The following is a 24,392-nucleotide window of genomic DNA, read 5'->3' as shown; positions in this document are numbered from 1 at the left end:
GCCTAGGCGCGGCGCCGAGGGAGGACGCTGGCAGCCCGCGATGGCTGCTGGGCCGGCGCGCTGTCAGATGTTGCCCAGTCGGCTCCGGGGAGCCGGGGGACGACGAGGCCCCCGGCCCAGGGTCTGGGGGCCGGGGGCACCGTCTGGCACCTGACGTGGGGGGCGTCGTCAGTGCCTGCTCTCCCGGTCGTAGTTGCGACCGAGGAAGGCGGGGACGCTCGCCCAGCGAAGGGCGAACATCATCACGAGCAGCGTCGCGACGTACGGCAGCATCGAGATGAACTGGTGGGGGATGTCGACGCCGCCCACCTGCACCCGCAGGGCGAGCACCTCCATGCCGGCGAAGAACGCCGAGCCGGCGAGGATGTACTGCGGGCGCCAGCCGCCGAAGAACGCCAGCGCGATGGCGAGCCAGCCACGCCCGGCCACGATGCCCTCGGTGTAGGTGCCCGTGTACGTCATCGGCAGGTACGCGCCGGCCAGGGCCATCAGGGCGCCACCGGCGGTCGAGCACCAGATGCGGGTGCGGGCGACGCTGACGCCGAGGCTGTCGGCGGCCTTGGGGTTCTCGCCCACCGACCGCAGCTTGAGGCCGAGGTTGGTGCGGTAGAGCATCCAGTAGAGGAACCCCGAGACGAGGAACGCGAAATAGACCATCGCGTCTTGCGTGAACAGGATCTGGCCGACGCCCGGGATCTCCGAGAGCACGGGGATCTTGATGTCGGGCAGGGTGTCGATGAGCGGCGGGGTGAGCGTGACGCCGATGACCACCTTGTAGAGCAGCGACGCGATGCCCACGGCCGCGAAGAACAGGGCGAGCCCGATGACGAACTGGTCGAGGCGGAAGCGCGTGGTGACCCAGCCCAGGAACCAGCCGAACGCGGCGCCCACGAGGGCGGCGACGAGCAGGCCCATCGGGTTGCCGCCCATCTTCAGCGAGACCAGGAACCCGACGCTGGCGCCGAGCATCATCAAGCCCTCCTGGGCCACGTTGAACACCCCGGCGCGGCCGGCGAGCATGGTGCCCTGGGCAGCGAGGATGAAGGGCACCATCGCCGTGACGACGAGCTGCAGGAACGGCACGACCTCGTTCATCGCGAGGACCTCCTCAGACGGGCCCCGACGACGTCGGAGAACAGCAGGAACAGCAGGATCAGGGCCTCGACGATGAGCACCATCTCCATCGGCACGTCGGCGCTGCGCTGCATCGCGCTCGCGCCGACCTCGAGGACGGCGATGCCGAAGGCCACGAACGGCACGGCGAGGGCGTTGCCCCGGGCGATGAGCCCGATGATGATGCCGAGCAGCAGGTAGTTGGACTGCATGCCCTCGATGAGCTTGCCGTGGACGCCGGCCACCTCGATGGCCCCGGCGAAACCGGCGAGCGCGCCACCGACGACGAGCGAGCCGACCGCTACGCGGCCGATGCGCACACCGTGGACGGCGGCCGCCCGCGGGTTCGTGCCCACGGCCCGCAGCTCGTAGCCCGGCACGGTGCGGCGCATGACCACCACGGTGGCCACCGACACGAGGAGCGCCAGGAAGACGCCGCTGTGCAGCGGGGGCGCCCCGATGAGGGGGAGCAGGCCGCCCTCACCGATCGGCACGGTCGTGGGGTGCCCGGCGGCCGGGTCGCTCCACACCTCGCTGGCGACGTAGTCGACGATGCCGAAGCTGACGAAGTTCAGCAGCACCGTGCTGAGGATCTCGTTGACCCCGAACCGGTCCATGAGCCATGCGGCGATCCACGCGTAGACGCCGCCGGCGAGCACGCCGACCAGCAGCACGAGGGGGAGCAGGACCACCATCGGTGAGTCCTTCATCGTGATGCCGACCGCGGCCGAGGCGGTCGCGCCGACGAGCAGCTGTCCCTCGCCACCGATGTTGTACTTGCCGGCCGCCAGCGGGATCGTGAAGGCCAGCGCCAGCAGCACCAGGGGCACCCACTTGTGCACCGTCTCGATGAGGCCGAACGACGACTTGAACGACGTGGTGACGATGGCGCGGAACGCCTCGATGGGGGAGTGCCCCAGGAGCGCGATGACGATGCCCGAGACCACGAAGGCCAGCAGGACCGCGATGACGTAGGACAGCAGCGTCTGCGTCAGGCCGGCGCCTCGGCGCGTGGTCGTCGGCGACGGTGTCGTGGCGGGCGGGGTGGCGGTGGTGGTCATGCCTTGTCCTCGAGACCGGCCATGAGGTGGCCGAGTTCGTACTGGTCGTAGTGGCCCCGCTGGCGCTCGCCCACGATCCGGCCCGAGTAGAGGACCAGGATGCGGTCGCACAGGTGCGTCAGCTCGTCGAGGTCCTCGGACATCAGCAGCACCGCGGAGTGCTCCTGGGCCGCTTCCCGGACCCGGTCGTAGACGAACTGGGTCGAGGGGATGTCGAGGCCACGGGTGGGGTTGTGCAGGATGAGGAAGCCCGGCCGGTGCGAGAAGGCGCGGGCGAGGATGACGCGCTGCATGTTGCCGCCGGAGAGGGCGGCAGCGGGAGCAGTCGGGCCGGAGGCCTTGATCGAGTAGGTCTTGATGGCCTCCTCGGCGTGGCGGCGGGCCGCCTTCCAGTCGACGAGCGGGCCCTTGCGGAACCGGACGCTGCGCTGGGCGCCGAGGACGAGGTTCTCCATGATGCTGGCCGAGGGCAGGATGCCGTCCCGGTGCCGGTCCTCCGGCACGTAGGCGACGCCCGACTCGAGCCAGACGGCTGTCGGTCGACCGGCGAGCGGCTCGCCGTCGACCTCGACGGCACCGCTGTGCAGCGCGCGCACGCCGGCCACGCCCTCGGCGAGCTCGACCTGGCCGTTGCCGGCCACGCCGGCGATGCCGACGATCTCGCCGCGGCGGATCTCGAAGCCCACGTCGTGCGTCGCTGCCACCCCGTGGTCGTTGTGCACCACGAGGTCGCGCACCGTCACCCGCACGAGGGCGCCGGTCAGGTCGCGCGTGTCGGCGATCGGCACGGGGACGGGGGCGTCGGCCGGCACGGCGTCGCTCGGTGCGCCCATCCCGGCGGTGACGACCTCTGTCACCCGACCCACCGCTGCGTCGTCGCCGACCATGAGGGTGGCGAGGTCTGCGGCAGAGGTGTCGGCCCGGCGCACCGTGCCGACGCGTTTGCCGTCGCGCATCACCGTGAGGGCGTCGCAGACCGCCATGGTCTCGCGGATCTTGTGGGTGATGAACACGACGCTCATGCCCTCGTCGACGATCGCCCGCAGGGAGCCGAAGAGCGAGTCGACCTCCTGCGGCGTGAGGTTCGTCGTGGGCTCATCGAGCACGAGCACCTTCGCCCCGCGGTACAGCGCCTTGAGGATCTCGACGCGCTGCCGCAGGCCCACCGAGAGGCGAGCCACCTCGGCATGGGGGTCGACGGTGAGGCCGAAGCGCTCCGAGAGCTCGGCGATCCGCGTCGCCGGTGCCTTGAGGTCGACGGTCGGCCACGAGGGCAGCGACGTGCCGAGGACGATGTTCTCGGTCACGGTGTAGGTGTCCACCTGGAGGAAGTTCTGGTGGACCATGCCGACGCCGTGCGAGATGGCGTCCCGCGGGTCGCGGATGTCGACGGTGGACCCGTCGAGCACGACGCTGCCGGAGTCCGGCCGGTACAGGCCGTAGAGCACGTTCATGAGGGTGGTCTTGCCCGCGCCGTTGCCGCCGAGGAGGCCGTGCACCTCGCTGCGGCCGACGGTGAGGTCCACCCCGTCCAGGGCCACGACGGGCCCGAAGGTCTTCCGGATCCCCTCCATCGCCAGGAGGGGAGCGGAGGAGCCCTGGGCCACGCCGAGGCGCGACTCGTCCACCGAGGTCATGTCGGGTCGGCCCGTCACTTGATCGGGGTGAGGTTCTTCTCGACCGTGATGGCGCCGGACTTGATGTCCTCGACCGCCTTCTCGACCTTGGTCACGACCTCGGGGGAGACGTTCTTCGGCGGCTGGATCGAGACACCGGCGTCGAAGCCGAGCGGGAAGTAGCCGGAGGTGGTGCCGCCCTGGATCTTGGTCAGCATGTCGTTCAGCGGCTTGGTGAAGTCGTAGATCGTCGAGGTCGCGTAGTGCTCGGGGTCGAACTGCGACTTGTCGGTGTACTTTGCGGTCACCCGCACGTCGGCAGCCTTGCCCTTGGTGGCCTGGAAGGCGCCGACCATGCCGAGGTTCAGCGAGCCGACGATGACGTCGTTGCCCTGGCCGATGAGCTGGGTGGTGATCTGCTGCGCCTTGGCCGGCTCGTTGAAGTCACCGGTCCAGACCGGAGTGACCTTCGCCGAGGAGCCGCTGTCCTTCAGCGCCTGGTTGATCGCGTGGACCTCGGAGTAGGAGAACGGCAGGCTCAGGCCGCCGACGTAGCCGATCTTGCCCGACTTCGTGGTCGCGCCCGCGAGGATGCCGATCGGGTAGAAGGCGACGTGGAAGTTGCGGTCGAGCACCCACAGGTTGGGCACCGACTCCTTCGGCTTGTCGTCGAACTCGCCGATGAAGGTCACGTTGGGGTTCTGCTTGGCCAGCTTCTGGGTCGCCTCGAAGTACTGGCTGCCGTGGCTCCAGATGACGTTGTAGCCGTCGGCGAGGTACTCCTTCATGACGCGCTCGGCGTCGGGCACGGGCACGCTCTCGGAGTGGGCGGTCTCGGCCTTGAGGTTCTTCTCTGCCGCCTCGAGGGCGAGGAGGCCGAGCGAGTTGTAGTCGGCGTCGGTGGCCGAGCCGGAGAAGAGCGCGGCGACCTTGAGCTCCTTCTCGCCTCCCTCGCCGCCGGAGCCGGAGGAGCCGCCGCCACAGGCGGAGAGCGCGAGCGCGAGGGCCACCGTCGGGGCGGCCAGGCGGATGAGGGACGAACGAGCCATGAGTGCCTCCGAGAGGGGAAGGGGCGCCGGCGACCTTGCCGGCAGGGGCCGGGAGCCCCGCTGTTGTTGCGAGGAGCGTGCCAGCGCAATAAGGGCGGTACGTCGTCAATATGTGACAGGTGCCACAGGTCCCGGTTGTGTCTTTTCCCCAGCGGGTCGGGCGGTGTCCCACATACCGGTCCGTAGGGTTACAGAGTCATTAAGGGGTGTTTCGAGCAGCCGTAACTTGGTGCCGGTTTGCGGAGCTGAGACAGCCGGCCGTGCATGCGGAGAGCCGAGGTCATGGGGTCGGTAGGCTTACCCAACGTGACCACACTGCTGCGCCCTGTCCGCCTGGACCAGCCGACGGTGGGAACCATGGCCGAGCGTGGCGCCTGGGGCCTGCTAGGCACGGCTTCGCAGGGTGGACTGAGGTTCGCGGCTAACTTGCTCGTCGGGCGCATGGGCGGACCAGTGGCACTCGGCATCTTCCAGAGTGCAATCTCTGTCGCGTTGCTGCTCTCGCTGTGCTGGCCGACGTCCATCGGGTCCGCCGCGGCGAAGTTCCTCGCGCGCTCGCGAGGCGGGGGGGACGCACAACAGACCCAGGCGGTTGCGGCACACTTGGGCCGTCGCAGTGTCCAGGTGACGGCGCTGATGGTCGTGGTGTGCGGCGTGTTGTGGAGCATCCATGACCCCCGGGCCACCGTGCTTGATGTCGTGAGCATCGCGCTTCTGCTGGCCGGGTATTGCGGATACGCCTTCACCCGAGGAGTGCAATACGGCGTGGGCCAGGTGCGCCGGGGGACCCAGTGGGACGTCATCGCCTCCGTCCTTGGTCTGGTAGGCATGTTGGTGCTGTTGCTGCTGGGGATACGCAGCCTGGCGCTCTTACTGCCTCTGGCAGCCAGCTACGGCGTCTACACCGTTGCGTGCTGGCCGCACGGAGCGAGAAGCACCTTGGGGAAGGAACTGCGACGCGAGATCGACGGGTTCATCACGCTCGCCGCAGTCGGGTCGATCGTCAGTGCAGGATTCCTGCAACTCGCGATGATCGTTGCCAAGGCGGTCGCATCGCCGCACGACGCCGGATTGTTCGCGGCAGCTATGACGCTGGCAACGCCCGCCTCGCTCTTGGCAGGGTCCCTCAGCTTGGTTCTGTTCCCCACCATGGCAGAGTCTTGGGGGCGGGGAGACAGGGTCCAGTTCCACACCCAGACCGACCTCGCCACGCGGGGTCTGTTCAGCGTAATGGTGGCGATCTTCGGCCCTCTGGCCCTGTGCAGCCGGCTCATCGTCGATGTGTTGTGGGGTGATCGCTACGCAGACTCTGCCGTCGTGCTGCCCATTCTCATGGGCGCCGTGTGCCTGACGACGCTTGGCGTCTCCAGCGTCAACGCGATCATGACCGCTGGGCGTCGTGGCATGCGAATCACGACGGGCGGCGGCATTGCCGGGATGACTCTGGGCTGCCTGGTCTGGTTGTTCGCGGGGCCGGCGTGGGGCATCGTGGGCATCGCGGTCGGCTACCTTGCCGGCACAGCGACGATCTTCGCCATTTCCTTCGCGGTCTGCTGGCGGCAAGGTGGACACCACTGGGTGATACTCACTCTCAGGACGGTGTCCGCCATGCTGGTCGTTGCGGGCCTGTGTGTGTGGTCAGCCAAAGTCGGATGGGGCTCCCTAGCCCAAGTCTGTACCAGTGCTGCCTTCCTCGTGGTCTGGGGTTTGGCGAGCCTGCCCGATCTGCGTCGTGCGCTGCCTCGCCGATGCGTCAAGCCCCGGGCTGAGCATGGTGGCGATGGTGGCGATGGTGGCGATGGTGGCTTTCGCTAGTCGTCCCGGCCGCTAGATCGGGCGGCGTTGAGAAGGCGCTGCACATTCCCCAGCACGACGTCCTCGCCCCAGATCGCCCTCATCAGCTCGCGCCGGCGCTCGAGAGCTGCTCCCACGACCGGCGCCCGAGGGAGCGTCGTTGCGGTCTCGAACTCATGGATGTCGAGACCTGCCCGGCTGAGGAAGGCGTGGAGCGGGTTTCGGCGTGAGAGGTAGATGTGAGCTCCCGAGTACAGGCCGATCCCAATGTTCCCGAGTCCCTGCTGCCGGAAGTGGTTCATCACCACCACCCCGCAGCGACTGACCCGGTCGAGGTACCGATCGAATGGCAGCGGCTCGAGCAAGGGCACGAATGCGTCGCCAAACAGTGCGCGGCCGCGCTCCACGACGATGTCGCGGTAGGTGCGGTCGCCATAGGCCAGCGGTGTCAAGATCTTGCGGTCGCCCAGATCCAGCCCGCTCAGGTGCTCGAGCGCCTCAAGGTGGTTGTTGGCGCTCCAGGCGGAGTTGCCGAGGAGGATGTCCCCGCCCGCCGGGATGACCGAGGGGCCTTTGAAGGATGCGATGTCGGCATAGTTCAGCTGGTGGTAGGCGCCGTGGAAGCCGGGATGCCGTTGGCGCATGATGTCGAAATCGTCGGGGATAGGTGCCGAGAACGTATCCACCTTGCTGATGGCCCGGTCGACGACTCGTTCGGTGAGGTGGCGCACCAGAAGGCCGCCCTGCGGTGCCCGGTCGAGCCCGAGGTCAGCCACGAGTTTTTCTGTCTGCGAGCCCAGAAGGCCCTCGGTGTCTCCGGCGCCTGACCCGTAATAATCCGCCCCCCAGCCGCTCCAGACCCGATAGGCCCTAGCCGGTGCGCCAAGGACTGCCAACGCAGAAGGCAGCGTCATCATGTGGGCGACGACGAGGTCGGCCCGGCGCGCTGCGCGCACGATGGCGACCAACTGCCGGGCATAACCGACCGCGGCGAAAGCTGTGCCGAGGGGACTCGTGGCCTGGGGCGCTGCGGGGTACCGCACAAGGCGGTTCTGCCCAGGGGCTGCGCGCTCGAAGTAGCGCACCAGGAAGTCGACGAAGGCGGAACTGGAGCCGACGTGGAGGATGTGCATCGGTTTCACCGCTTGCGCCGGGCGGGAACCCCGGCGTACATGGTCCCCGGCTCGACGTCCCCGAGGACGCAAGCCCCGGCAGCCACCACGGCGCCCTCCCCGATCACCAGCCTTCGGCCCGGTGAGCCGTTGACAACCGTGGCACCGATGCCGAGCACCGCACCTGGCCGGATGTCGACCCACCCCGCGACATGGACGCCCGGGGAAAGGGTCGCATACTCGCCGAGCACGACGTCGTGGCTCACGGTTGCGCCGACGTTGACGTGGACGTGGTCGTGCACGCTGACACCCACCGATAGAACGGCGCCGGCACCGACGATGACATCCGCGCCGAGGTGCTCCACCCCGCTAAGGTCGACGCCAGGGTGCACTACACGGGTGGCCGGCATTCCGGTTGCCCCGAGGGCCTCGGTGGCTCGGCGTCGCGCCGCAACGTCACCCACTGCTGCCACCCATCGGTGACCCGCGGTGGGACGGATGTCCCGGACCAGACCGACATCGGCCCTGTCAGCGGGGACGAAGCGCGGGTCGTCCACGACGAAGCGCACCTCGAGGTCTTCTCCCCAGCGTGCCCGGGCGAACCAGGCGGCCTCGCGCCCTTGGCCGCCGGCGCCGAAGACGTGGAGAACCCGGGGGGCCTTGTCCCGGTGGGTCACCCGTGATGCCCCGAGGCCACGCGGAGGAGCTTCCCGATGATCTCGATGTCCTCAGGCGCCACCGCAGTGCCGGAGGGCAGCACCACGACCCTGTCCGCGACCTGCTCGGTGTGGGGCAGCAGGAGGCCGGCGTGAGGGTGGAGATCCCGATAGGGCTGCATCCGGTGGACACTTGGCCAGAAGTACTTCCGGGCGAGGACATTGTTGTTCCGCAGGTGCTGCACAATCCGGTCACGTTCCTCTGGGGAGCCGGACTCAACCTCGAGCACAATGTACTGGAAATTGTTGCGGGCTGCTGGGTCGAAGGGCAGCAGCCGCAGGCCGGGGATGGCGTTGACGACCGCGGTGTAGGCCTCGGCGTTGCGTCGGTTCACCGCAGTGATGTCCTCGATCACTTCGAGGTTCGTCAGCCCCATGGCGGCGCAGATCTCATTCATCTTGCCGTTGGTGCCAACGTCGACGACGGTGTCCTCACCGGCGAATCCGAAGTTGCGCATGAGTCGCATCCGGTGGGCCAAGTCGTCGTCGTTGGTGAGGACGGCGCCACCCTCGATCGTGTTGAAGAACTTCGTGGCGTGGAAGCTCAGTACTTCTGCACGCCCGAAACTGCCGACCCATCTTCCGTCGAACATGCAGTCGAAGGCGTGCGCCGCGTCGAAGAAGAGGGAAAGGCCATGCCTGTCCGCGATCTGCTGGAGCGCGGCAACGGGAGCTGCGCGACCCCAGAGGTGAACGGCGAGGATGCCAGTGGTGCGCGGGGTGATCATGGACTCGACCGAAGCGGGGTCGAGTTGGTGCGTGTGCGGGTCGATGTCGGCGAACACCGGCGTGATCCCCAGCCACTGCAGGACGTGTGCGGTGGCGACGAAGGTGTACGAGGGGACGATGACCTCACCCGCGAGCCCCAGGGCACGGATCGCGACCTCCAAGGCCACCGTGCCGTTGCACATGGCAACGCAGTGGGCGACACCGGCCCGCGTGGCGATGCGCTGTTCCAGCTCACGCACGAACGGGCCGTCGTTGGAAAGCCACCGCCGGTCCAGGGCGTCACCCACCATGGCGAGGAACCGGTCACGGTCGCCGACGTTCGGTCGACCGACGGGAATGGGATGGTCGAAGGCGAGCGGCTCGGGCATGCGGTTCATCGTAGTGGCGGCTGGCAGCGCGGCCGGACAGCAACCCCGTCGAATGCGGCGCTGCCTGGCTCGGTCAGACCGGATTGCCAGCCACGGCCTCTGCCCACGTGGTAGGCCGGTGGCCGAGCAGGGCCCACAGCCAGGCGGTGCCGCCCACCAGACCCTCGCGGTCGTAGGCCGAGAACATGGCCAGGAGGTCTCGCCTCGCGTCCTCGGGCAGCCCCGTCCCGGGACCGGCGAGCCAGTCGCCGCGTGGGGTCTGCGCAGCCGTGACCGGTCGCCCCAGCACCTCGCTCGCCTGCGCGGCCATCTCGCGCACGCTCAGCACCTCGGGCCCGGCGAGGTCGTAGGTCTGCTGCTCGTGCCCCGCCTCGGACAGCACCGTCGCCGCGACGGCCGCGACGTCGTCGAGGTCGACGTTCGAGAAGGGGGAGTCGAGGGAGTAGGGGACGCCGATCGAGCCGCTCAGCGCCGCCGGCAGCAGGTTCTGGTGGTATGCCGCGGGGCGCAGCACCGTCCACGGCACCCCCGATGCTCGAACCACCTCCTCCGCCCTGGCCTTGCGCAGGTGGTGCGGCATCGACGTGTCGTCAGGGTGGAGCACGGAGTGGAACACCAGCCGCTGCACGCCCTGCCGGGCGGACGTGTCGGCGACCAGCCGCGCCATCTCGACCTCGCGGGGGTGCACGTTCGGCGCCAGGTGGTAGACGCCCCACACGCCGTCGAGGGCCTCCTCGACCCCGGCCCCGCTCGCGAGGTCGAGCACCGCGAGCTCACCGGCACCGGCGGCATACACGGTCTGGGCCGAGGCGGGCGAGCGGACGGCGGCGCGCACGCAGAAGTCCCGCGCGGCCAGGGCGCCCGTCACGGCGCGTCCGGTCTTGCCGGACGCGCCCATGACGAGCACCCGCCGTGCGGGGCTCCCGGGGGTCACCAGCTCGTCAGAGCCAGTCGACATCCGCCGCGCTCTTGCCCTCGGCCAGGCGGGCGTAGCCCGGGCCGCGGTCGAAGAAGGGTTCCGCGGGCCGCTCGGCGCGCAGCTGCTCGCGCAGCGCGTCTGAGGCCTCCACGTCGACGACCGGGTCGTCCTTGGTGCCGGTCGCCACGACGCCGTAGTCGCGGCGGGCGCCCTCGAAGGAGACCTTGCCCCAGCGCAGGTCGCGCTTCACCTCGTCGTATGGGCGGGTCAGTGGGTCGCCCCAGCCGCCACCGCCGGTGGTGCGGATGCGGATGACCTGGCCGGCCTTCACGGGCTCGGCGTCGGCCAGCGCGTCGACCTCGCGCTCGTTGGGGCCACCGAGGTCGATGGTCACCTCGAACGGCCGTCCGGCCTTGCCGCCCTTGACGCCCCAGCACGCGAGGATCGAGCGGTCGGCGATGGACATGAAGTTGGCGTCCTTGAGCATCCGGATCTGCTTCTCGTAGCCCAGGCCACCGCGGTAGCGTCCGGCGCCACCGGAGTCGACCGCGAGGCCGAGCCGCTCGACGATGAACGGGAAGCGGGACTCGGTGAACTCGGTCGGCAGGTTCCGCGAGTCGGGCACGACGTGGATGGTGTCCTCGCCGTCGGCGTAGTAGCGGCCGCCCGAGCCGCCGCCGAGCACCTCGCGCATCAGGTAGTCGTTGCCGTCGCGGTCCTTGCCGTAGACCCCGGTGTAGCGGATGGTCTCCTGGTCGGCCGGCATCTTGCCGTCGACCGCCTTGGCCACCACGCCCGCCAGCACGCCGAGCAGGCGCAGGATGACGAACGTGCGGGCGTTGGTCGGCGCCGGGAAGATCGGCGTCAGCAGGGTGCCCTTCTCCGGGAAGCGCATCTCGATGAGCGGCACGATGCCCTCGTTGACGTCGAGCTCGGCCATCCGCTCCGGGGTGTCGGCCAGGTTGCGCAGGATCGGCGCGAGCCACTTCTTGAGGAAGTTGCCGCCGACGTAGTCGCCGCAGTGGTTGATCGGGCCCTTGGCCTGCGGGGCGGTGCCGGTGAAGTCGATGATGAGGCGCGGGCCCGCCGGACGGCCGTTCTCGGGGTCGGCCGGGGCGTCGCTCACCTTGGTCAGCGTGATCCGCTGGGTGTGCAGCGTCGGCTCGTCGACACCGTCGTGCTCGGCGTAGTCCTCCCAGACGTAGGTGCCGTCGGGGATCTTGGACAGGATCTCGCGGCGGTAGGTCTCCGTCGTCTTGTCGAGGATGCCGTCGAAGGCGGCCTCGACCGTCTCGCGGCCGTAGCGGCCGAACAGCTCCGACAGCCGGCGGGCGCCCATGAGGCAGGCCGAGCACTCGGCGTCGAGGTCGGCGGCGAGGCTGTCGGGCATGCGCGAGTTGCGCGTCATGATGCGCAGCGCGGCCGTGTTGGGCCTGCCGGCCTCCCACAGCTTGATCGGCGGGACGGCGAGGCCCTCCTCGTAGACGCTCTGGGCGCCCGAGGGCATCGAGCCGGGGCAGGCGCCGCCGATGTCGTCGTGGTGCCCGAAGGCCTGCACGAACGCGACGACCTCGCCGTCGTGGAACACCGGCACGGTGACGCACAGGTCGGGGAGGTGGCCGATGCCGCCCTCCGACTCGTAGACGTCGTTGTGGAAGAAGACGTCGCCCTCCTGCATCTCCGACAGCGGGAAGTCCCGCACGATCGGGTGCACGAGCGCCGAGTAGGAGCGGCCGGTGAGCTTGCGCAGCTGGCGGTCGTGGATGCCGGCGCGGAAGTCGTGCGCGTCGCGGATCATGGGCGAGCGGCTGGTGCGCGCGATGGCGGTCTCGACCTCCATCTCCACGCTGGCCAGCGTGCCCTCGACGATCTCGATGATGATCGGGTCGACGGTGGTGCCCTCGGCGGTGAGCCGGTTGCCGTGCTCGTATGCCGTGGGCAGGCCGGCCGGGTTCACCGGCTTCGCCGCGACGATGGCGGCGAGGTCGGCGCCCTGGGACTGGGCAGCCGTGGCGGTCTGGGCTGTCTGCGTCATGGCGCTCAGGCCTCCTTGGTGATGACGAGGTTGCCGATCGCGTCGACGCGAACGGTGAAGCCGGGGTGGACGGGCACGGTCGAGCCGAACTCCTCGACGATGGCCGGGCCGCTGAGGGTGTCTCCGGCGCGCAGGTCGGGGCGCCAGTAGACGTCGGTCTCGACGTAGCCGACCTCGGCGTCGAAGCAGACCGGGCGGTTCGACTTGCGGGCGCGCTCGGCGACGCCGGCCTCGCCCTGGTTGGTGCCGACCTCGCGCAGCTCGGGCCGGGTGATCGGGCCGACACCGGTGACGCGCAGGTTGACCCACTCGACCTGCTGGTGCGGGTCGCCCTTGAAGTCGTAGCCGTACAGCGCGCGGTGCTCGGCGTGGAAGGCGTCGGCGACCTTCTCGGCATACGCTGCGTCGACGGTGCCCTCCGGCGCCGTCACACGCACCTCGAACGCCTGGCCGAAGTAGCGCAGGTCGACGGTGCGCGTGAAGCGGTGCTGGTCGCGCGGGAAGCCCTCTGCGTCAAGGGCCTTGGCGGCCTTGTCGGTGAGCTCGTCGAAGGTCTTCTGCACCGCGGCGTAGTCGAGGCTGTGGTGCTTGGCGACGGCCGTCTGCACGTAGTCGTTCTTGACGTCGACGGTGAGCAGGCCGAACGCCGAGACGTTGCCGGGGTTCTGGGGCACGACCACGCCCGCGAGGTCGAGGATGTCGACCAGGCGGCAGGCCAGCAGCGAGCCGGAGCCGCCGAAGGTGGCCAGCATGAAGTCGCGCACGTCGAGGCCGCGCTTGACGCTGACCTGGCGCAGGGCGTTGGCCTGGTTCCACGCCGAGATCTCGAGGATGCCCGTGGCGCAACGGTCGGGGTCGATGCCGAGCCTGGCCGCGATGGCGTCGATGCCGGCCTTGGCCGCCTCGGTGTCGAGCGGGATCTCACCGCCGAGCAGGTGCGGGGGGATCCGGCCGAGCACGACGTGCGCGTCGGTGATCGTCGGCTCGGTGCCGCCCTTGGCGTAGCAGAGCGGGCCGGGGTCGGCGCCCGCGGACTGCGGGCCGACCTTGAGGGTGCCCTCGGGGGAGATCCACGCGATGGAGCCGCCACCCGCGCCCACCGTGACGACGTCGATCATCGGGATCTTGCTCGGGTAGGCGCCGACAGTGCCCTCAGTGGTCAGGGTCGGCTCGCCGCCGAGGACCACGCTGACGTCGGTCGAGGTGCCGCCGCCGTCGCACGTGAGCACCTTGTCGAAGCCGGCCTTCCTGGCGATGAGGCCGGCGCCGAGCGCACCGGCCGCGGGGCCGGACAGCACCGTGGTGATGGGCTGGTGCACGACCTCGTCGGCGGAGAGCACGCCCCCGTTGGACTTCATGATGTAGAAGGGGATCGACTCGCGGCCGCCCTCGTGGGCGCCGGTGAAGTCGTCGAGGCGCTTGTGGATGTTGGTGACGTAGCGCGAGACGTTCGGCTTCACCGCGGCGTCGACCAGGGTGGTCATCGAGCGCTCGTACTCGCGGTACTCGCGCAGCACCTCGGAGGAGATGGAGACGACGGCGTCCGGGTGCTCGCGGCGCAGGATCTCACGCATCCGCAGCTCGTGCTCGTCGCCTGCGTAGGAGTGCAGCAGGCAGACGCCGATCGTCGTGATGCCGCGGTCCTTGAACCAGCGGGCGGCGGCGACGGCCTGCTCCTCGTCGAACGGGCGGATCTCGTTGCCCTCGAAGTCGAGTCGGCCACCGACGGTCTTGACGTAGTCGGCGGGGACGATGCGCGGGGGCTTGACCCAGAAGTAGGAGTTGCCGTAGCCGTCCGGGACGGCCTGGCGGGCGATCTCGAGCATGAACTCGTAGCCCTCGCTCGTGATGAAGCCGAGCTGCTCGACCTTGCCCTCGAGGAGCTTGTTGGTCGCGACGGTGGTGCCGTGGCACACGGCGGTGACGTCGGCGCCGGTGGCCCCGAGCAGGTCGAGCACCTTGTGCACGCCGTTGATGAAGCCGTCGGCCGGGTTGCTCGGGGTGGAGGGGGTCTTGGTGGTGAGCAGCTCGCCGGAGTCCTCGTCGAAGGCGACGACGTCGGTGAACGTGCCACCGGTGTCGATGCCGATCCGGATGCGGCGTGGCTGCGTCGGCGCTGCGGACATTCGCGCTCCTGAAGTCTGGGTGGTTCGCGGGGTTATCGCTGGCGACGATTCAACCGGCGCGGCGCGTCCGTTTCGTTGGCACAACCTGCCAACGGATCCCCGGTATGCCGCAACACCTCACCACCCGGCCCTGCCGGACGCGGGTCAGCGCATGGGTGAGCGCGTGGGTCAGCCGCCGGCGAGGCGGGCGCGGTACTCGTGGGGGATCAGCGGCGTCTGGGCCCGGGCCTTGATCTGCTGCACGGCCCAGGTGTTGCCGTCGGGGTCGGCGAACCCGAAGAAGGTGCCGCCGTCGCGCTCGTCGAAGACGGTGACCTCGCTGCACTCCACCCCGCGCCCGAGCAGCTCCTCACGGGCGGCTGCCGCGTCGGCCACCACCAGCTGCAGGCCCTTCATCGAGCCGGGCGCCATCTCCTGCTGCGACGGCAGCGTGCCGACGACGATCGAGCACCCCGAACCGGGTGGCGTCAGCTGGGCGAAGTCCATGTCGCCGGTGGTCGTGCGGTGGTCGAGCGCGAAGCCGACCTTGTCGCGGTAGAACGCGATCGCGCTGTCGATGTCACTGACGGGGAGCACGACGACCTCGAGTGTCCAGTCCATGCCCTTCACCATCTCGCACTTCTGGCCACCGACTCGGTGTTCCCGGGCGATTTCGCGCCGGTATGCCGTGCCGGTGGCCAGAAGTGGGAAGAGCCGGAGGTGGTCGTCAGTGCTCGAAGGGGGACTCCGCCGGGCGCTCGAGGTCCTCGCGGTGCTTCCTGATGAGGTCGAGGTTGCGGTCGCGCAGGTGGTCGAAGCCCTGCTTGATGTTCGAGCCGGGCGTCAGCGACTTCAGGCCCTCGGCCGGGTCGAGCCGCGCGGAGACCCAGCCCTCGTGGCTGGCCGCCTTGGCCACGATGTGGCCGATCGGGGTCACGATGTGGCTGTTGCCGAAGTAGAGCACGCCCGCCGCGTCGATGCCGGTGGCGTTGGCGCCGACGACGAACACGTGGTTGTCGTAGGCGCGGGCCCGGGAGGTGAGCTCCCAGACGTCGGCGCTGCGCAGCAGGGCGGACGGGCGCAGGATGACCTCCGCGCCCTGCACCGCCTGGATGCGCGAGAGCTCGGGGTAGTCGCCGTCGAAGCAGATGATCATGCCGATCCGGCCGAGGTCGGTGTCGCACACCGCGACCGAGTCGCCGGGGGTGACCCAGCCGCCGTGCTGCACGTGCTCGCTGAAGAACGGGTGCGTCTTGCGGTAGACGCCGAGCACCTCACCGCTGGGGGCGATGAGCACCGAGCTGTTGTAGACCACGCCCCGCTCGGGTCCGCGCTCGTAGGTGCCGACGCAGATGTGGACGCCCAGCTCGCGGGCGACGTCCTGGATCGGCTCGATGACCGGTCCGGGCAGCTCGGAGACGAGGTCCCACAGCTCCTCGACGGAGCAGTCGGGGGTGAAGCCGGTGGTCGCCGACTCCGGCAGCACCACGAGCTCGGCGCCGGTGTCGGCCACGGCCCGGCGCGTGAAGTCGACGCACTTGTCGAGGTTCTTGCGCACGACCTCGGCCGAGAGCGCCCCGGCCACCGGCGCGACCTGGACGGCTGCCGCCGTGAACGCGCGCATCAGCGACGCCGCCCCAGCACGGCGCCGACGACCACGCCGGCGAGGGCGATGAGCGCGCCGAGACCGACGCCGAGGGCGAACCGCTGGTCGGCGCCGGGCACGGCAGCCGGCCCCCCGGCATACACGGGGGCGCCGGCCGGGACGGCGCCGGGCGCGGCCCCGATGGCGGGCACCGCGGGGGCGCCGGGCAGGGCGGGGGCGGCCTTGCGGACCCCGGCGATGTCCTGGTCGACCGCGGTGAAGAACTGCCCGGCCATCTTCTTGCTGACGCCCGCGAGCATGCGCTGGCCGACGCCGCCGATGGCGCCGCCGACGGCCGCGTCGGCGTCGTAGGTCAGGTTCGTGCCGCCGTTGCCGTCCGGTGACAGGCGGACCTTCACGTCGGCGTCGACGGTGCCGGGGGCGCCGGAGCCCTTGGCCTTGAGCGTGAACGCCTCCGGGTGCTGCTGCTCGGTCAGGTGCACCTGGCCGTCGTAGGTGCCCTTGATGGCGGCCACGCCGGCGGTGATGCTCATCGCGTACTGGTGGGGCCCGATCTCGGTCAGGGTGTTGCAGCCGGGGAGGCAGCGCGCCAGCGACTCGGGGTCGTGGAAGGCCTCCCACACCCTCTCGGGCGGGGCGGCGAGCGAGGCGGTGCCGGAGAACTTCATCGGGTGGGCTCCTGGGTGTTCGACGGGTCAGGTGCAGGGTGGGGATGCCGGAGCGAGGGGATCTCACCGGCCTCGTGGCGCTGGCGGAGCTCCCACAGCTCGACGGGCGAGATGGGCATGGAGGTGATGGGGAAGCCCTCCGCGTCCTCGATCGCCGACGCGATGACCGCCGAGACCGGGATGCAGCCGGCCTCGCCGGCGCCCTTGATGCCCAGCGGGTTCAGCGGGGACGGCGTCTCGAGGTGGTCGGCCTCGACGTGCGGGACCTCCGAGGCGTAGGGCATGAGGAAGTCCATTAACGAGGCGTTGAGCAGCTGGCCCGACTCGTCGTAGGCCATCCGCTCGTAGAGCGCCCCGCCCACGCCCTGCGCGACGCCGCCGTGCACCTGGCCCTCGACGATCATGGGGTTGATCATCGTGCCGCAGTCGTGGATGACGCAGTAGCGCAGGATTGTGATCTCGGCGGTGACGGGGTCGGTCTCGACGATGGCCGCGTGCATGCCGTTGGCAAAGGTCGCCTGCGTGGGGGAGTAGAAGTCGCGTCCCTCGAGACCGGGCTCCTCGTCCTCGGCCACCGGCGGCTTGTCGGGGTCGAACGTGCCGGCGAACTGGGTGGCAGCCTTCGCCGCGTCGTCGAACGCGTAGCGCAGCGGGTTCGACAGCACCGCAACGGTGCCCAGGGGCATCGACGTCGTCGGGGCGCCCTTGACCTGCACGACGCCGTCGACGATCTCGAGGTCCTCCTCGTCGACCTCGAGGGCGTCGGCCGCGATGCGCAGGGCCTTGGCCTTGACGTTGCGGGTGGCGAGCGCGATCGCGTTGCCGCTCATGACGGCCGCGCGCGAGGCGAACGTGCCCACGGCATACCCCATCTTGCGGGTGTCACCGGTGGTGACGTGCACGTCCTCGAGGCGCACCCCGAGCTCCTCGGCGACGATCTGCGCGAACGCGGTCTGGTGGCCCTGGCCCTGCGTGGTCAGGCCGGTGGCGACGTTGACCCGGCCGGAGGTCTCGATGACTATGTGCCCGCCCTCGTAGGGGCCCACGCCGGTGCCCTCGACGTAGCAGCCGATGCCGAGCCCGACCTTTCGACCCTCGAGCTCGGCCTGCGCGCGGTAGGCCTCGAAGTCGTCCCAGCCGACGAGCTTCTTCAGCTTGTCGAGCGAGGCGGGGAAGTCGCCGCTGTCGTACTTCAGCGGCCGGCCGTCCTGGAAGAGCAGCCCGTGGTCGTAGGGCATCTCCTCGGGGAGGATGAAGTTGCGCGAGCGCACCTCGGCGCGGTCGATGCCGAGGTAGTCGGCGATGGCGTCCATGGTGCGCTCCATCGCGAAGACGCCCTGCGGGCGGCCGGCGCCCCGGTACGGCGTCACGAGAACGGTGTTGGTGTAGAGCGACCGGAACTCGCAGCGGTAGGCGCCCGGCTTGTAGGGGCCGAGCAGCTGGGTCGAGGTGATGATCGGCACGATGATGCCGTAGGGCGTGTAGGCGCCGTTGTCGTGCCAGAACTTCACGTCGAGACCGAGCACTCGGCCCTCGTCGTCGAACCCGACGGTGACCGTCTGCAGCTGCCCGCGCTCGTGGGCGGAGGAGATGAAGTGCTCGCGGCGGTCCTCGGCCCACTTCACCTCACGCTTGAGCAGTCGGGCGGCCCAGGGGACGAGCACCTCCTCCGGCCACGGGTGCATGATCTTCACGCCGAACCCGCCGCCCACGTCGGGCGCGATGCACTCGACCTTGGCCAGGGGCAGCTCGAGCTTGGCGGCCACCGCGGCCCGCACCCCGGTGGTGGTCTGGGTCGAGCTGTAGATGCGCAGCTCGCCGTCCTCGTCGTTCCACCGCGCGTAGACGCCCTTGCCCTCCATGGGCATGCAGGCGCTGCGCTCGATGGACAGGTCGAGGGTCAGGGTGTGCTTCGCCTTCGCCAGGGCGGCCTCGACGTCACCGTTCTGCTGCACCATGTGCGCGGCGACGTTGCCCGGCGCGTCCTCGTGCACGAGGTGCTCGCCGTCGCGGGCGTTCTCGATGCCGACGACGACCGGCAGCATCTCGTAGTCGACCCGGATGCGCTGGCAGGCGTCCTCGGCGGCGTAGCGGTCGGAGGCGACCACCATGACGATCGGCTCGCCGACGTGGTTGACCTCGTCCCGGGCGAGGGCGTAGCCGGTGCGGCCATGGGTCAGCGTCGGGTGGGGGATCAGCAGCGGCAGCGGCTCGGCGACCTTGCCGGGCAGGTCCTCCCACGTGTAGATCGCGACGACGCCCTCGACGTCGACGGCATCGGTGACGTCGATGTCGGTGATGCGGGCGTGGGCGTGCGGGCTGCGCACGAACGCGGCGGCGAGGGCGTGCTGGCCGAGGTCGTCGAGGTAGCGGCCGCCGCCGGTGACGAGCCGCGGGTCCTCCTTGCGCCTGATGGGCGCCCCGAACATCTGGGTGGTCATGCGCTCTCCCCGGCGTTCTCCTCGAGCCGCTCCGTGCGGATCTCGGCCGCGCGCAGGACGGACTTGACGATGTTCTGGTAGCCGGTGCAGCGGCACAGGTTGCCCGAGATCGCCTCACGCGCCTCTTCCTGCGAGGGGCTGGGGTTCTCCTCGAGGTAGGCGGTGACGGTGGTGAGGAAGCCCGGGGTGCAGAAGCCGCACTGGAGGCCGTGGCACTCGGCGAACGCCTGCTGGGCCGGGTTCATCCGCTCACCGGTGGCGCACGGACGGGCGTCCGGGGCGTCGCACAGGCCCTCGACGGTGGTGATGCGGTGGTCCTGGGCGGTGACCGCGAACATCAGGCACGAGCGCATCGGCTTCCCGTCGAGCAGCACCGTGCAGGCACCGCAGACGCCGTGCTCGCAGCCCACGTGGGTGCCGGTGAGCTCGAGGTCGTGGCGCAGGAAGTCCGACAGCAGCCGACGGGCGGGCACGGTCGCGGTGCGCGGCACGCCGTTGACGTTGACGGTGACGTCGTGGACCTGCTCGGTCGTCATGTCGGTCATCGGTCGCTCGACCCCTTCGTCGTCGCTGCGTTCTCGGCCGCCTGGCACAGGACCCGACGGGCGAGCTCGCCCGCCAGCATGCGCCGGTAGTCGGCGGTGGCGTGGATGTCGGCCTCGGGCTCGACGTGGGCCCGCACGGCCTCGGCCGCGGCCGCCCAGTCGGCGGTGCCCGGCTCGCTGCCACCGACCACGTCGGTGAGGTCGAGCACCGACGGCACGTCGGTCACCGAGACGAACGAGGAGCGGGCGTCGGTGATGACGCCGTCACGCACGGTCACGGCGGCCGCGACCCCGGCCAAGGCGTAGTCGCCGTGGCGCCGGGCCGACTCCGCGAAGGCCGTGGCCGTGCCGGGGGCGAAGCGGGGGAAGCGGACGGCGACCGCCAGCTCGTCCTCGGCCAGCGACGTCTCGAGGGGCCCCTGGAAGAAGTCCACCGCGGCGATCTCGCGGGCGCCGCGCGGGCCGGTGGCCTCCACCACGCCGCCGGTGAGGGCGAGGATGGCCGGCATCTCGCCGGCGGCGTCGGCGTGGGCGATGGAGCCCACCGTGGTCCCGCGGTTGCGGATGGCGGGGTGGGCGACGTTGACGAGCGCCTGGCGCAGGAGCGGCAGCGCGGCATACGCACCCTCGTGGTACTCGAGCTCGGCGTGCCGCACCAGGGCACCCACGCGGACCGCGTCGTCGCCGACCTCCACCTGGTCGATGCCGGTCACCCGGTTGATGTCGACGAGGTGGGCCGGGGAGGCCAGGCGCATGTTGAGGACCGGGATCAGGCTCTGGCCACCGGCGAGGATCTTGCCGTCGTGGCCGACCTGCGCGAGGACGCTGACGGCCTCCTCGACGGAGCGGGGTGCGTGGTGCACGAAGGGTGCGGGCTTCACCGGACTGATCCTGCCTGTTTTGTGCTGGGGGAACTAGGTGTTCTGCTGCGTTGTGCGGTCCCGGGTTTGGCAACTCTTGCCGAGTGTCCCGGGTGGTATGCCGCAGGCCCCCGATCACGGCGGATCGGGGGCCTGCGGTACGTGCCGCCCCGATGGGTTCCGGGGGGCTTGGTCGGGTCAGTGCTTGCGCAGGTCGGGACCGCCGGGCTTGTCCTGGTAGAGGTCGTCGATGCCGTCCTGGTCGCCGTACCCCGCCTCGCGGGTGGTGATCAGCGTCGTGGAGGGATCGGCCCGCAGGCGCAGGTCCTCGGGGGCCAGCGAGCGGGCCAGGTGGTAGGCGCCGACCGCCACGATGGTGCCGAGCGCGATGCCGCCGAGGGTGAAGTCGTCGGTGAACTTCAGCTGGACGTCGCCGATGCCGATGACGATGCCGGCCGCGACGGGCACGAGGTTGATCGGGTTGCCGAAGTCGACGCCGTTCTCCTTCCAGATCTTGGCACCGAGCAGGCCGATCATGCCGTAGAGCACCACGGTGATGCCGCCGAGGACGCCGCCCGGGGTCGACGCGACGAGCGCTCCGAACTTGGGCGACAGGCCGAAGAGGATCGCCACCATCGCTGCGACGTAGTAGGCGGCCGTCGAGTAGACGCGGGTGGCGGCCATGACACCGATGTTCTCGGCGTAGGTCGTCGTCGGCGAGCCACCGACCGCGGAGGCGAGGGCGGTGCCGATGCCGTCACCGGCGATGGCGCGGCCCATCACGGGGTCGAGGTCGTGGCCGGTCATCTCGGCGACGGCCTTGACGTGCCCGGTGTTCTCTGCGATCAGCGCGATGACGGCCGGCAGCACCAGCAGGATCGCGGCCATCGAGAAGGTGGGGGTGTGCCAGCCGGCGACCTCCTTGCCGTCAGCCATGAAGGTCTGCTGGGGGAACCCGAGCCAGGCGGCGTCCGCGACGCCGTCGAGGTTGACGCGCCAGTGGGTGGTGACCTTGCCGACGGCGGGGTCGAGGGAGGTGATCTTGCCGAAGACCAGGTCGAAGACCCACGAGAGCACGAAGCCGAAGATCAGCGAGAGGAAGACGGCGATGCGGCCGAGGAAGCCCTTGAGGGCAACGGCGCAGACGATGGCGAACGTCATGACGATCAGGGCGATCCACTGGTCCTGCGGCCAGTAGATGTCGGCCACGACCGGTGCGAGGTTGAAGCCGATGAGCATGACCACGGCACCGGTGACGACCGGGGGCAGCACCTTGTGCAGCACCGTCGAGCCGAGGAAGTGGATGGCCACACCGACGAGGGCGAGCACGACACCCGCGACGAGGATCGCGCCCGTCACCGTCTGGGAGTCGCCGCCCTGGGCGCGGATGGCTGCCACCGCACCGACGAACGAAGCCGAGGTGCCGAGGTAGCTCGGCACCTTGCCCTGCACGATCAGCAGGAAGCAGATCGTGGCGATGCCGCTCATCATGATCGCGAGCTGGGCGTTGAGGCCCATGATGAGGGGGAAGACGAACGTCGCGCCGAACATGGCGACGACGTGCTGGGCGCCGAGGCCGATGGTCTTGCCCCACGACAGACGCTCGTCAGGTGCGACGACGTCAGTGGGGCCCATGGTCTTTCCGTCCCCGTGCAGTTTCCAACCCAAGCCCAAGGCCATGCCGTCTCCTTCACTGCGGCCCGTCATCCGATATGACGTGGCTCAGCCCCCACAGGGGTTAGGCGAAAACTAGCGCCACACAGGGGTATTCGTTTCGGCAATAGTTGATACCGCGCGGGGCGTGTCGTTCGTCAGGTCTTGCTTTGTCACGGGCCTGTAACGAGAGGCACTCAGATACCGCGCATTTGGTGCACTTTGAGCGCGAGGGCGAGCGTCAGGCGCAGCTGGGGGTCGGTGGTGAACGGGCCCAGCATCTTCTCCAGCTTCACGATGCGGTAGCGCAGCGTGTTGTAGTGGAAGAAGAGCAGCCGCGCGGTCTCCGCGACGTTCATGTTCGTGTCGATGAGGATGCTCAGCGTCTGGCGGAGGTCGGCGTACTCGGGCGAGTCGTCGGTGGCCAGCTCGCCGAGCGACTCCTCAACGAACCGGCGCAGGTGCCTGCTGTCGGGGATCAGCGCGAGCAGGCGGAAGATACCCAGGCCGTCGAAGTGGGTCAGGGCGCCGTCGCCGTGCATCTGCCGGCCGACCGTCACCGCGTTGAGCGCCTCGTCGTAGGCCTGGGGCAGCTGCGCCACCGAGTCGATCGGGCGTGAGACGCCGGTCGAGAAGGTGCGTCGCCCGCCACCGCCGTCGCCCCGGACGACGCGGGCGACCTCGGACACCGCGCGCATGATGCGGTCGGTGTCGGAGGGGTCGCTCACCGGGAGCAGCGTGACCACCTCCTGGCTGAAGCCCATCACCGGGCACTGCGGGTCCCGCACGGCGACCGCGTGGGTCCAGGCCCGGGCGAACCGGTGCTGCAGCGACCTGACCTCCTCGGCCGAGCGTGTGGTGTGCGCGTCGTCCTCGTCGGTCTCGGCGACGACGACGACCATGGGCCGGTCGATGTCCCAGCCGAGCGACCGGGCGTGCGCGATGGCCTCGTCGGTGGTGCCGGCCCTCCCGGCCAGGGCGTCGCGCAGGAACTCCGCGCGGTACTTGCTCTCCACCGCCGAGACGGCCTGTTCCTTGGTGATGGCCAGGGCGGCGACGGTGGCGGCGCGCTCGAGCACCCGGACGTCGTCACCGGTGAGCATGCGGTGGCTGCAGAAGGCGACGAGCAGGCCGTGGTCGAGTGCACCGGCGACGATGCGCACGGCGGCCCGGTGTGCCTCGGGGCCGTGCAGCGGGCGGATGCCGACGGGCTCGTTCTCGGTGATGAGGCGCCCGGTGCGGTCGAAGCAGTCGAGGGAGAGGGCGTGCTCGAGCTCGCCGTTGGGGCCGGCGCTGGCGAGCACCCGTCCGTCGGTGGTCGTCACCATCGCGGCTCCGTCGAAGAAGCCCACGAGCTGCTCGCAGAGGTCCTCGAGCGACCCGCCGGCGAGGACGATCTGGACCAGTACCCGGTGCACCTCCTCGAGCCGGTCGAGCACCGAGGTCTGGTGGTCGAGCATGGCGCCGAGCGCCTCGGTGTTGAGCTGCTCGCCGGCGTCAGGATCGGGCACGACCAGCAGCGCCAGACCGGCGTCCACCGCGGCGGACCTCCACGGTGGCCCTGCCTCCGGGGTGGTACCTGTGGTGACCGCCAGGGCGGCCACCCCGGCCCGGGCGAGGCGCTCGAGCACGTCGGGTTGGCGGTCCAGGGCGGCGTCCGCCGCGTCGGACCGGGCGATCACCAGGTGGTGACGCAGGGAGCCGCCCGTCTCCAGCAGGTCCAGGGCCTGGGTGAGGGTGGAGGTGCGCACCACCGGTGCCTGGAGCTGGCCGGCCGAGGCCCGCACCACGGCATGACGTGCCGAGGGGAGCTCGGTGACCACGCGCAGCGGGACGCCCGAGACCGTCGGCTCGCCCGAGGGGGATGTCAAGTCGCCGTCAATGCGGGGCTGATCGTTGGCAACTTTCACCATGAAGGAAGGGTAACCGGGCTCGATAGCGTCGCCTGCACCGGTCGGGCGCCCAGCCTGTGCTGGGCGCCCGACCGCCCGACCACCCCAGA

At 70.1% G+C, this 24,392-nt stretch carries 19 protein-coding genes; 1 reads left to right on the top strand and 18 read right to left on the bottom strand.

Going from position 1 to position 24,392, the window contains the following annotated elements; genetic code table 11:
• Positions 1-168: 168 nt before the first annotated feature.
• From P2F65_RS16650 to P2F65_RS16635, 4 genes are read right to left on the bottom strand one after another with little or no spacing between them, the layout of a single operon-like run.
• A complete protein-coding gene (locus tag P2F65_RS16650) occupies positions 169-1,095 on the bottom strand; it encodes an ABC transporter permease (protein ID WP_275810289.1) in 927 nt (308 codons plus the stop codon).
• Positions 1,092-2,174, bottom strand: a complete 1,083-nt coding sequence (locus tag P2F65_RS16645) for an ABC transporter permease (RefSeq protein WP_275810286.1) — start codon at positions 2,172-2,174, stop codon at positions 1,092-1,094. The genes P2F65_RS16650 and P2F65_RS16645 overlap by 4 nt, the downstream gene beginning before the upstream one ends.
• Positions 2,171-3,829 (bottom strand): ABC transporter ATP-binding protein, encoded by a 1,659-nt coding sequence (locus P2F65_RS16640; protein WP_275810283.1) that lies wholly within the window; start codon positions 3,827-3,829, stop codon positions 2,171-2,173. Before P2F65_RS16640 ends, P2F65_RS16645 begins: the two co-directional genes overlap by 4 nt.
• Entirely contained in the window at positions 3,826-4,839 is a 1,014-nt protein-coding gene (locus P2F65_RS16635) for a BMP family protein (RefSeq protein ID WP_275810280.1), read from the bottom strand. Before P2F65_RS16635 ends, P2F65_RS16640 begins: the two co-directional genes overlap by 4 nt.
• A gap of 306 nt (positions 4,840-5,145) precedes the next feature.
• Between P2F65_RS16635 and P2F65_RS16630 the strand changes: the two genes are divergently transcribed.
• Entirely contained in the window at positions 5,146-6,654 is a 1,509-nt protein-coding gene (locus P2F65_RS16630) for a lipopolysaccharide biosynthesis protein (protein WP_275810277.1), read from the top strand.
• Here P2F65_RS16630 and P2F65_RS16625 read toward each other — a convergent pair.
• The 14 genes from P2F65_RS16625 to P2F65_RS16560 form a co-directional block, all read right to left on the bottom strand.
• A complete protein-coding gene (locus P2F65_RS16625; RefSeq protein ID WP_275810274.1) occupies positions 6,651-7,766 on the bottom strand; it encodes a TDP-N-acetylfucosamine:lipid II N-acetylfucosaminyltransferase in 1,116 nt (371 codons plus the stop codon). The genes P2F65_RS16630 and P2F65_RS16625 overlap by 4 nt on opposite strands.
• 5 nt (positions 7,767-7,771) lie before the next feature.
• A complete protein-coding gene (locus P2F65_RS16620; protein WP_275810271.1) occupies positions 7,772-8,422 on the bottom strand; it encodes an acetyltransferase in 651 nt (216 codons plus the stop codon).
• On the bottom strand, positions 8,419-9,558 hold the full coding sequence (locus P2F65_RS16615; protein WP_275810268.1) for a DegT/DnrJ/EryC1/StrS family aminotransferase: 1,140 nt from the start codon (positions 9,556-9,558) through the stop codon (positions 8,419-8,421). The genes P2F65_RS16620 and P2F65_RS16615 overlap by 4 nt, the downstream gene beginning before the upstream one ends.
• Before the next feature lie 73 nt (positions 9,559-9,631).
• Complete coding sequence (locus P2F65_RS16610; RefSeq protein WP_275810265.1) at positions 9,632-10,516, bottom strand: NmrA family NAD(P)-binding protein; 885 nt, start codon at positions 10,514-10,516, stop codon at positions 9,632-9,634.
• A complete protein-coding gene (locus P2F65_RS16605; protein WP_275810264.1) occupies positions 10,500-12,512 on the bottom strand; it encodes a hydantoinase B/oxoprolinase family protein in 2,013 nt (670 codons plus the stop codon). Before P2F65_RS16605 ends, P2F65_RS16610 begins: the two co-directional genes overlap by 17 nt.
• Positions 12,513-12,517: 5 nt before the next feature.
• Complete coding sequence (locus P2F65_RS16600; protein WP_275810260.1) at positions 12,518-14,638, bottom strand: hydantoinase/oxoprolinase family protein; 2,121 nt, start codon at positions 14,636-14,638, stop codon at positions 12,518-12,520.
• Positions 14,639-14,806: 168 nt separating this feature from the next.
• Positions 14,807-15,238 carry a VOC family protein gene (locus P2F65_RS16595; RefSeq protein ID WP_275810257.1) on the bottom strand — a complete coding sequence of 144 codons (432 nt, stop codon included), beginning with the start codon at positions 15,236-15,238 and terminating at the stop codon, positions 14,807-14,809.
• Between the two features lie 106 nt (positions 15,239-15,344).
• On the bottom strand, positions 15,345-16,241 hold the full coding sequence (locus tag P2F65_RS16590) for a carbon-nitrogen hydrolase family protein (RefSeq protein WP_275810254.1): 897 nt from the start codon (positions 16,239-16,241) through the stop codon (positions 15,345-15,347).
• Positions 16,241-16,891, bottom strand: a complete 651-nt coding sequence (locus P2F65_RS16585; protein ID WP_275810251.1) for a carbon monoxide dehydrogenase subunit G — start codon at positions 16,889-16,891, stop codon at positions 16,241-16,243. Before P2F65_RS16585 ends, P2F65_RS16590 begins: the two co-directional genes overlap by 1 nt.
• On the bottom strand, positions 16,888-19,332 hold the full coding sequence (gene cutA, locus P2F65_RS16580) for an aerobic carbon-monoxide dehydrogenase large subunit (RefSeq protein WP_275810249.1): 2,445 nt from the start codon (positions 19,330-19,332) through the stop codon (positions 16,888-16,890). Before cutA ends, P2F65_RS16585 begins: the two co-directional genes overlap by 4 nt.
• On the bottom strand, positions 19,329-19,877 hold the full coding sequence (locus P2F65_RS16575; RefSeq protein WP_275810246.1) for a (2Fe-2S)-binding protein: 549 nt from the start codon (positions 19,875-19,877) through the stop codon (positions 19,329-19,331). Before P2F65_RS16575 ends, cutA begins: the two co-directional genes overlap by 4 nt.
• Positions 19,874-20,758: an FAD binding domain-containing protein gene (locus tag P2F65_RS16570; protein WP_275810244.1), complete on the bottom strand. Its 885-nt coding sequence runs from the start codon at positions 20,756-20,758 to the stop codon at positions 19,874-19,876. The genes P2F65_RS16575 and P2F65_RS16570 overlap by 4 nt, the downstream gene beginning before the upstream one ends.
• Before the next feature lie 177 nt (positions 20,759-20,935).
• Complete coding sequence (locus P2F65_RS16565; protein ID WP_275810240.1) at positions 20,936-22,372, bottom strand: solute carrier family 23 protein; 1,437 nt, start codon at positions 22,370-22,372, stop codon at positions 20,936-20,938.
• 215 nt (positions 22,373-22,587) lie between these two features.
• Complete coding sequence (locus tag P2F65_RS16560; RefSeq protein WP_275810237.1) at positions 22,588-24,303, bottom strand: helix-turn-helix domain-containing protein; 1,716 nt, start codon at positions 24,301-24,303, stop codon at positions 22,588-22,590.
• Positions 24,304-24,392: the final 89 nt, after the last annotated feature.

Origin of the sequence: Knoellia sp. p5-6-4 (genome assembly GCF_029222705.1) — a bacterium.
GTDB lineage: Bacteria > Actinomycetota > Actinomycetes > Actinomycetales > Dermatophilaceae > Pedococcus_A.
This window is presented reverse-complemented; position numbering and strand designations above follow the sequence as displayed.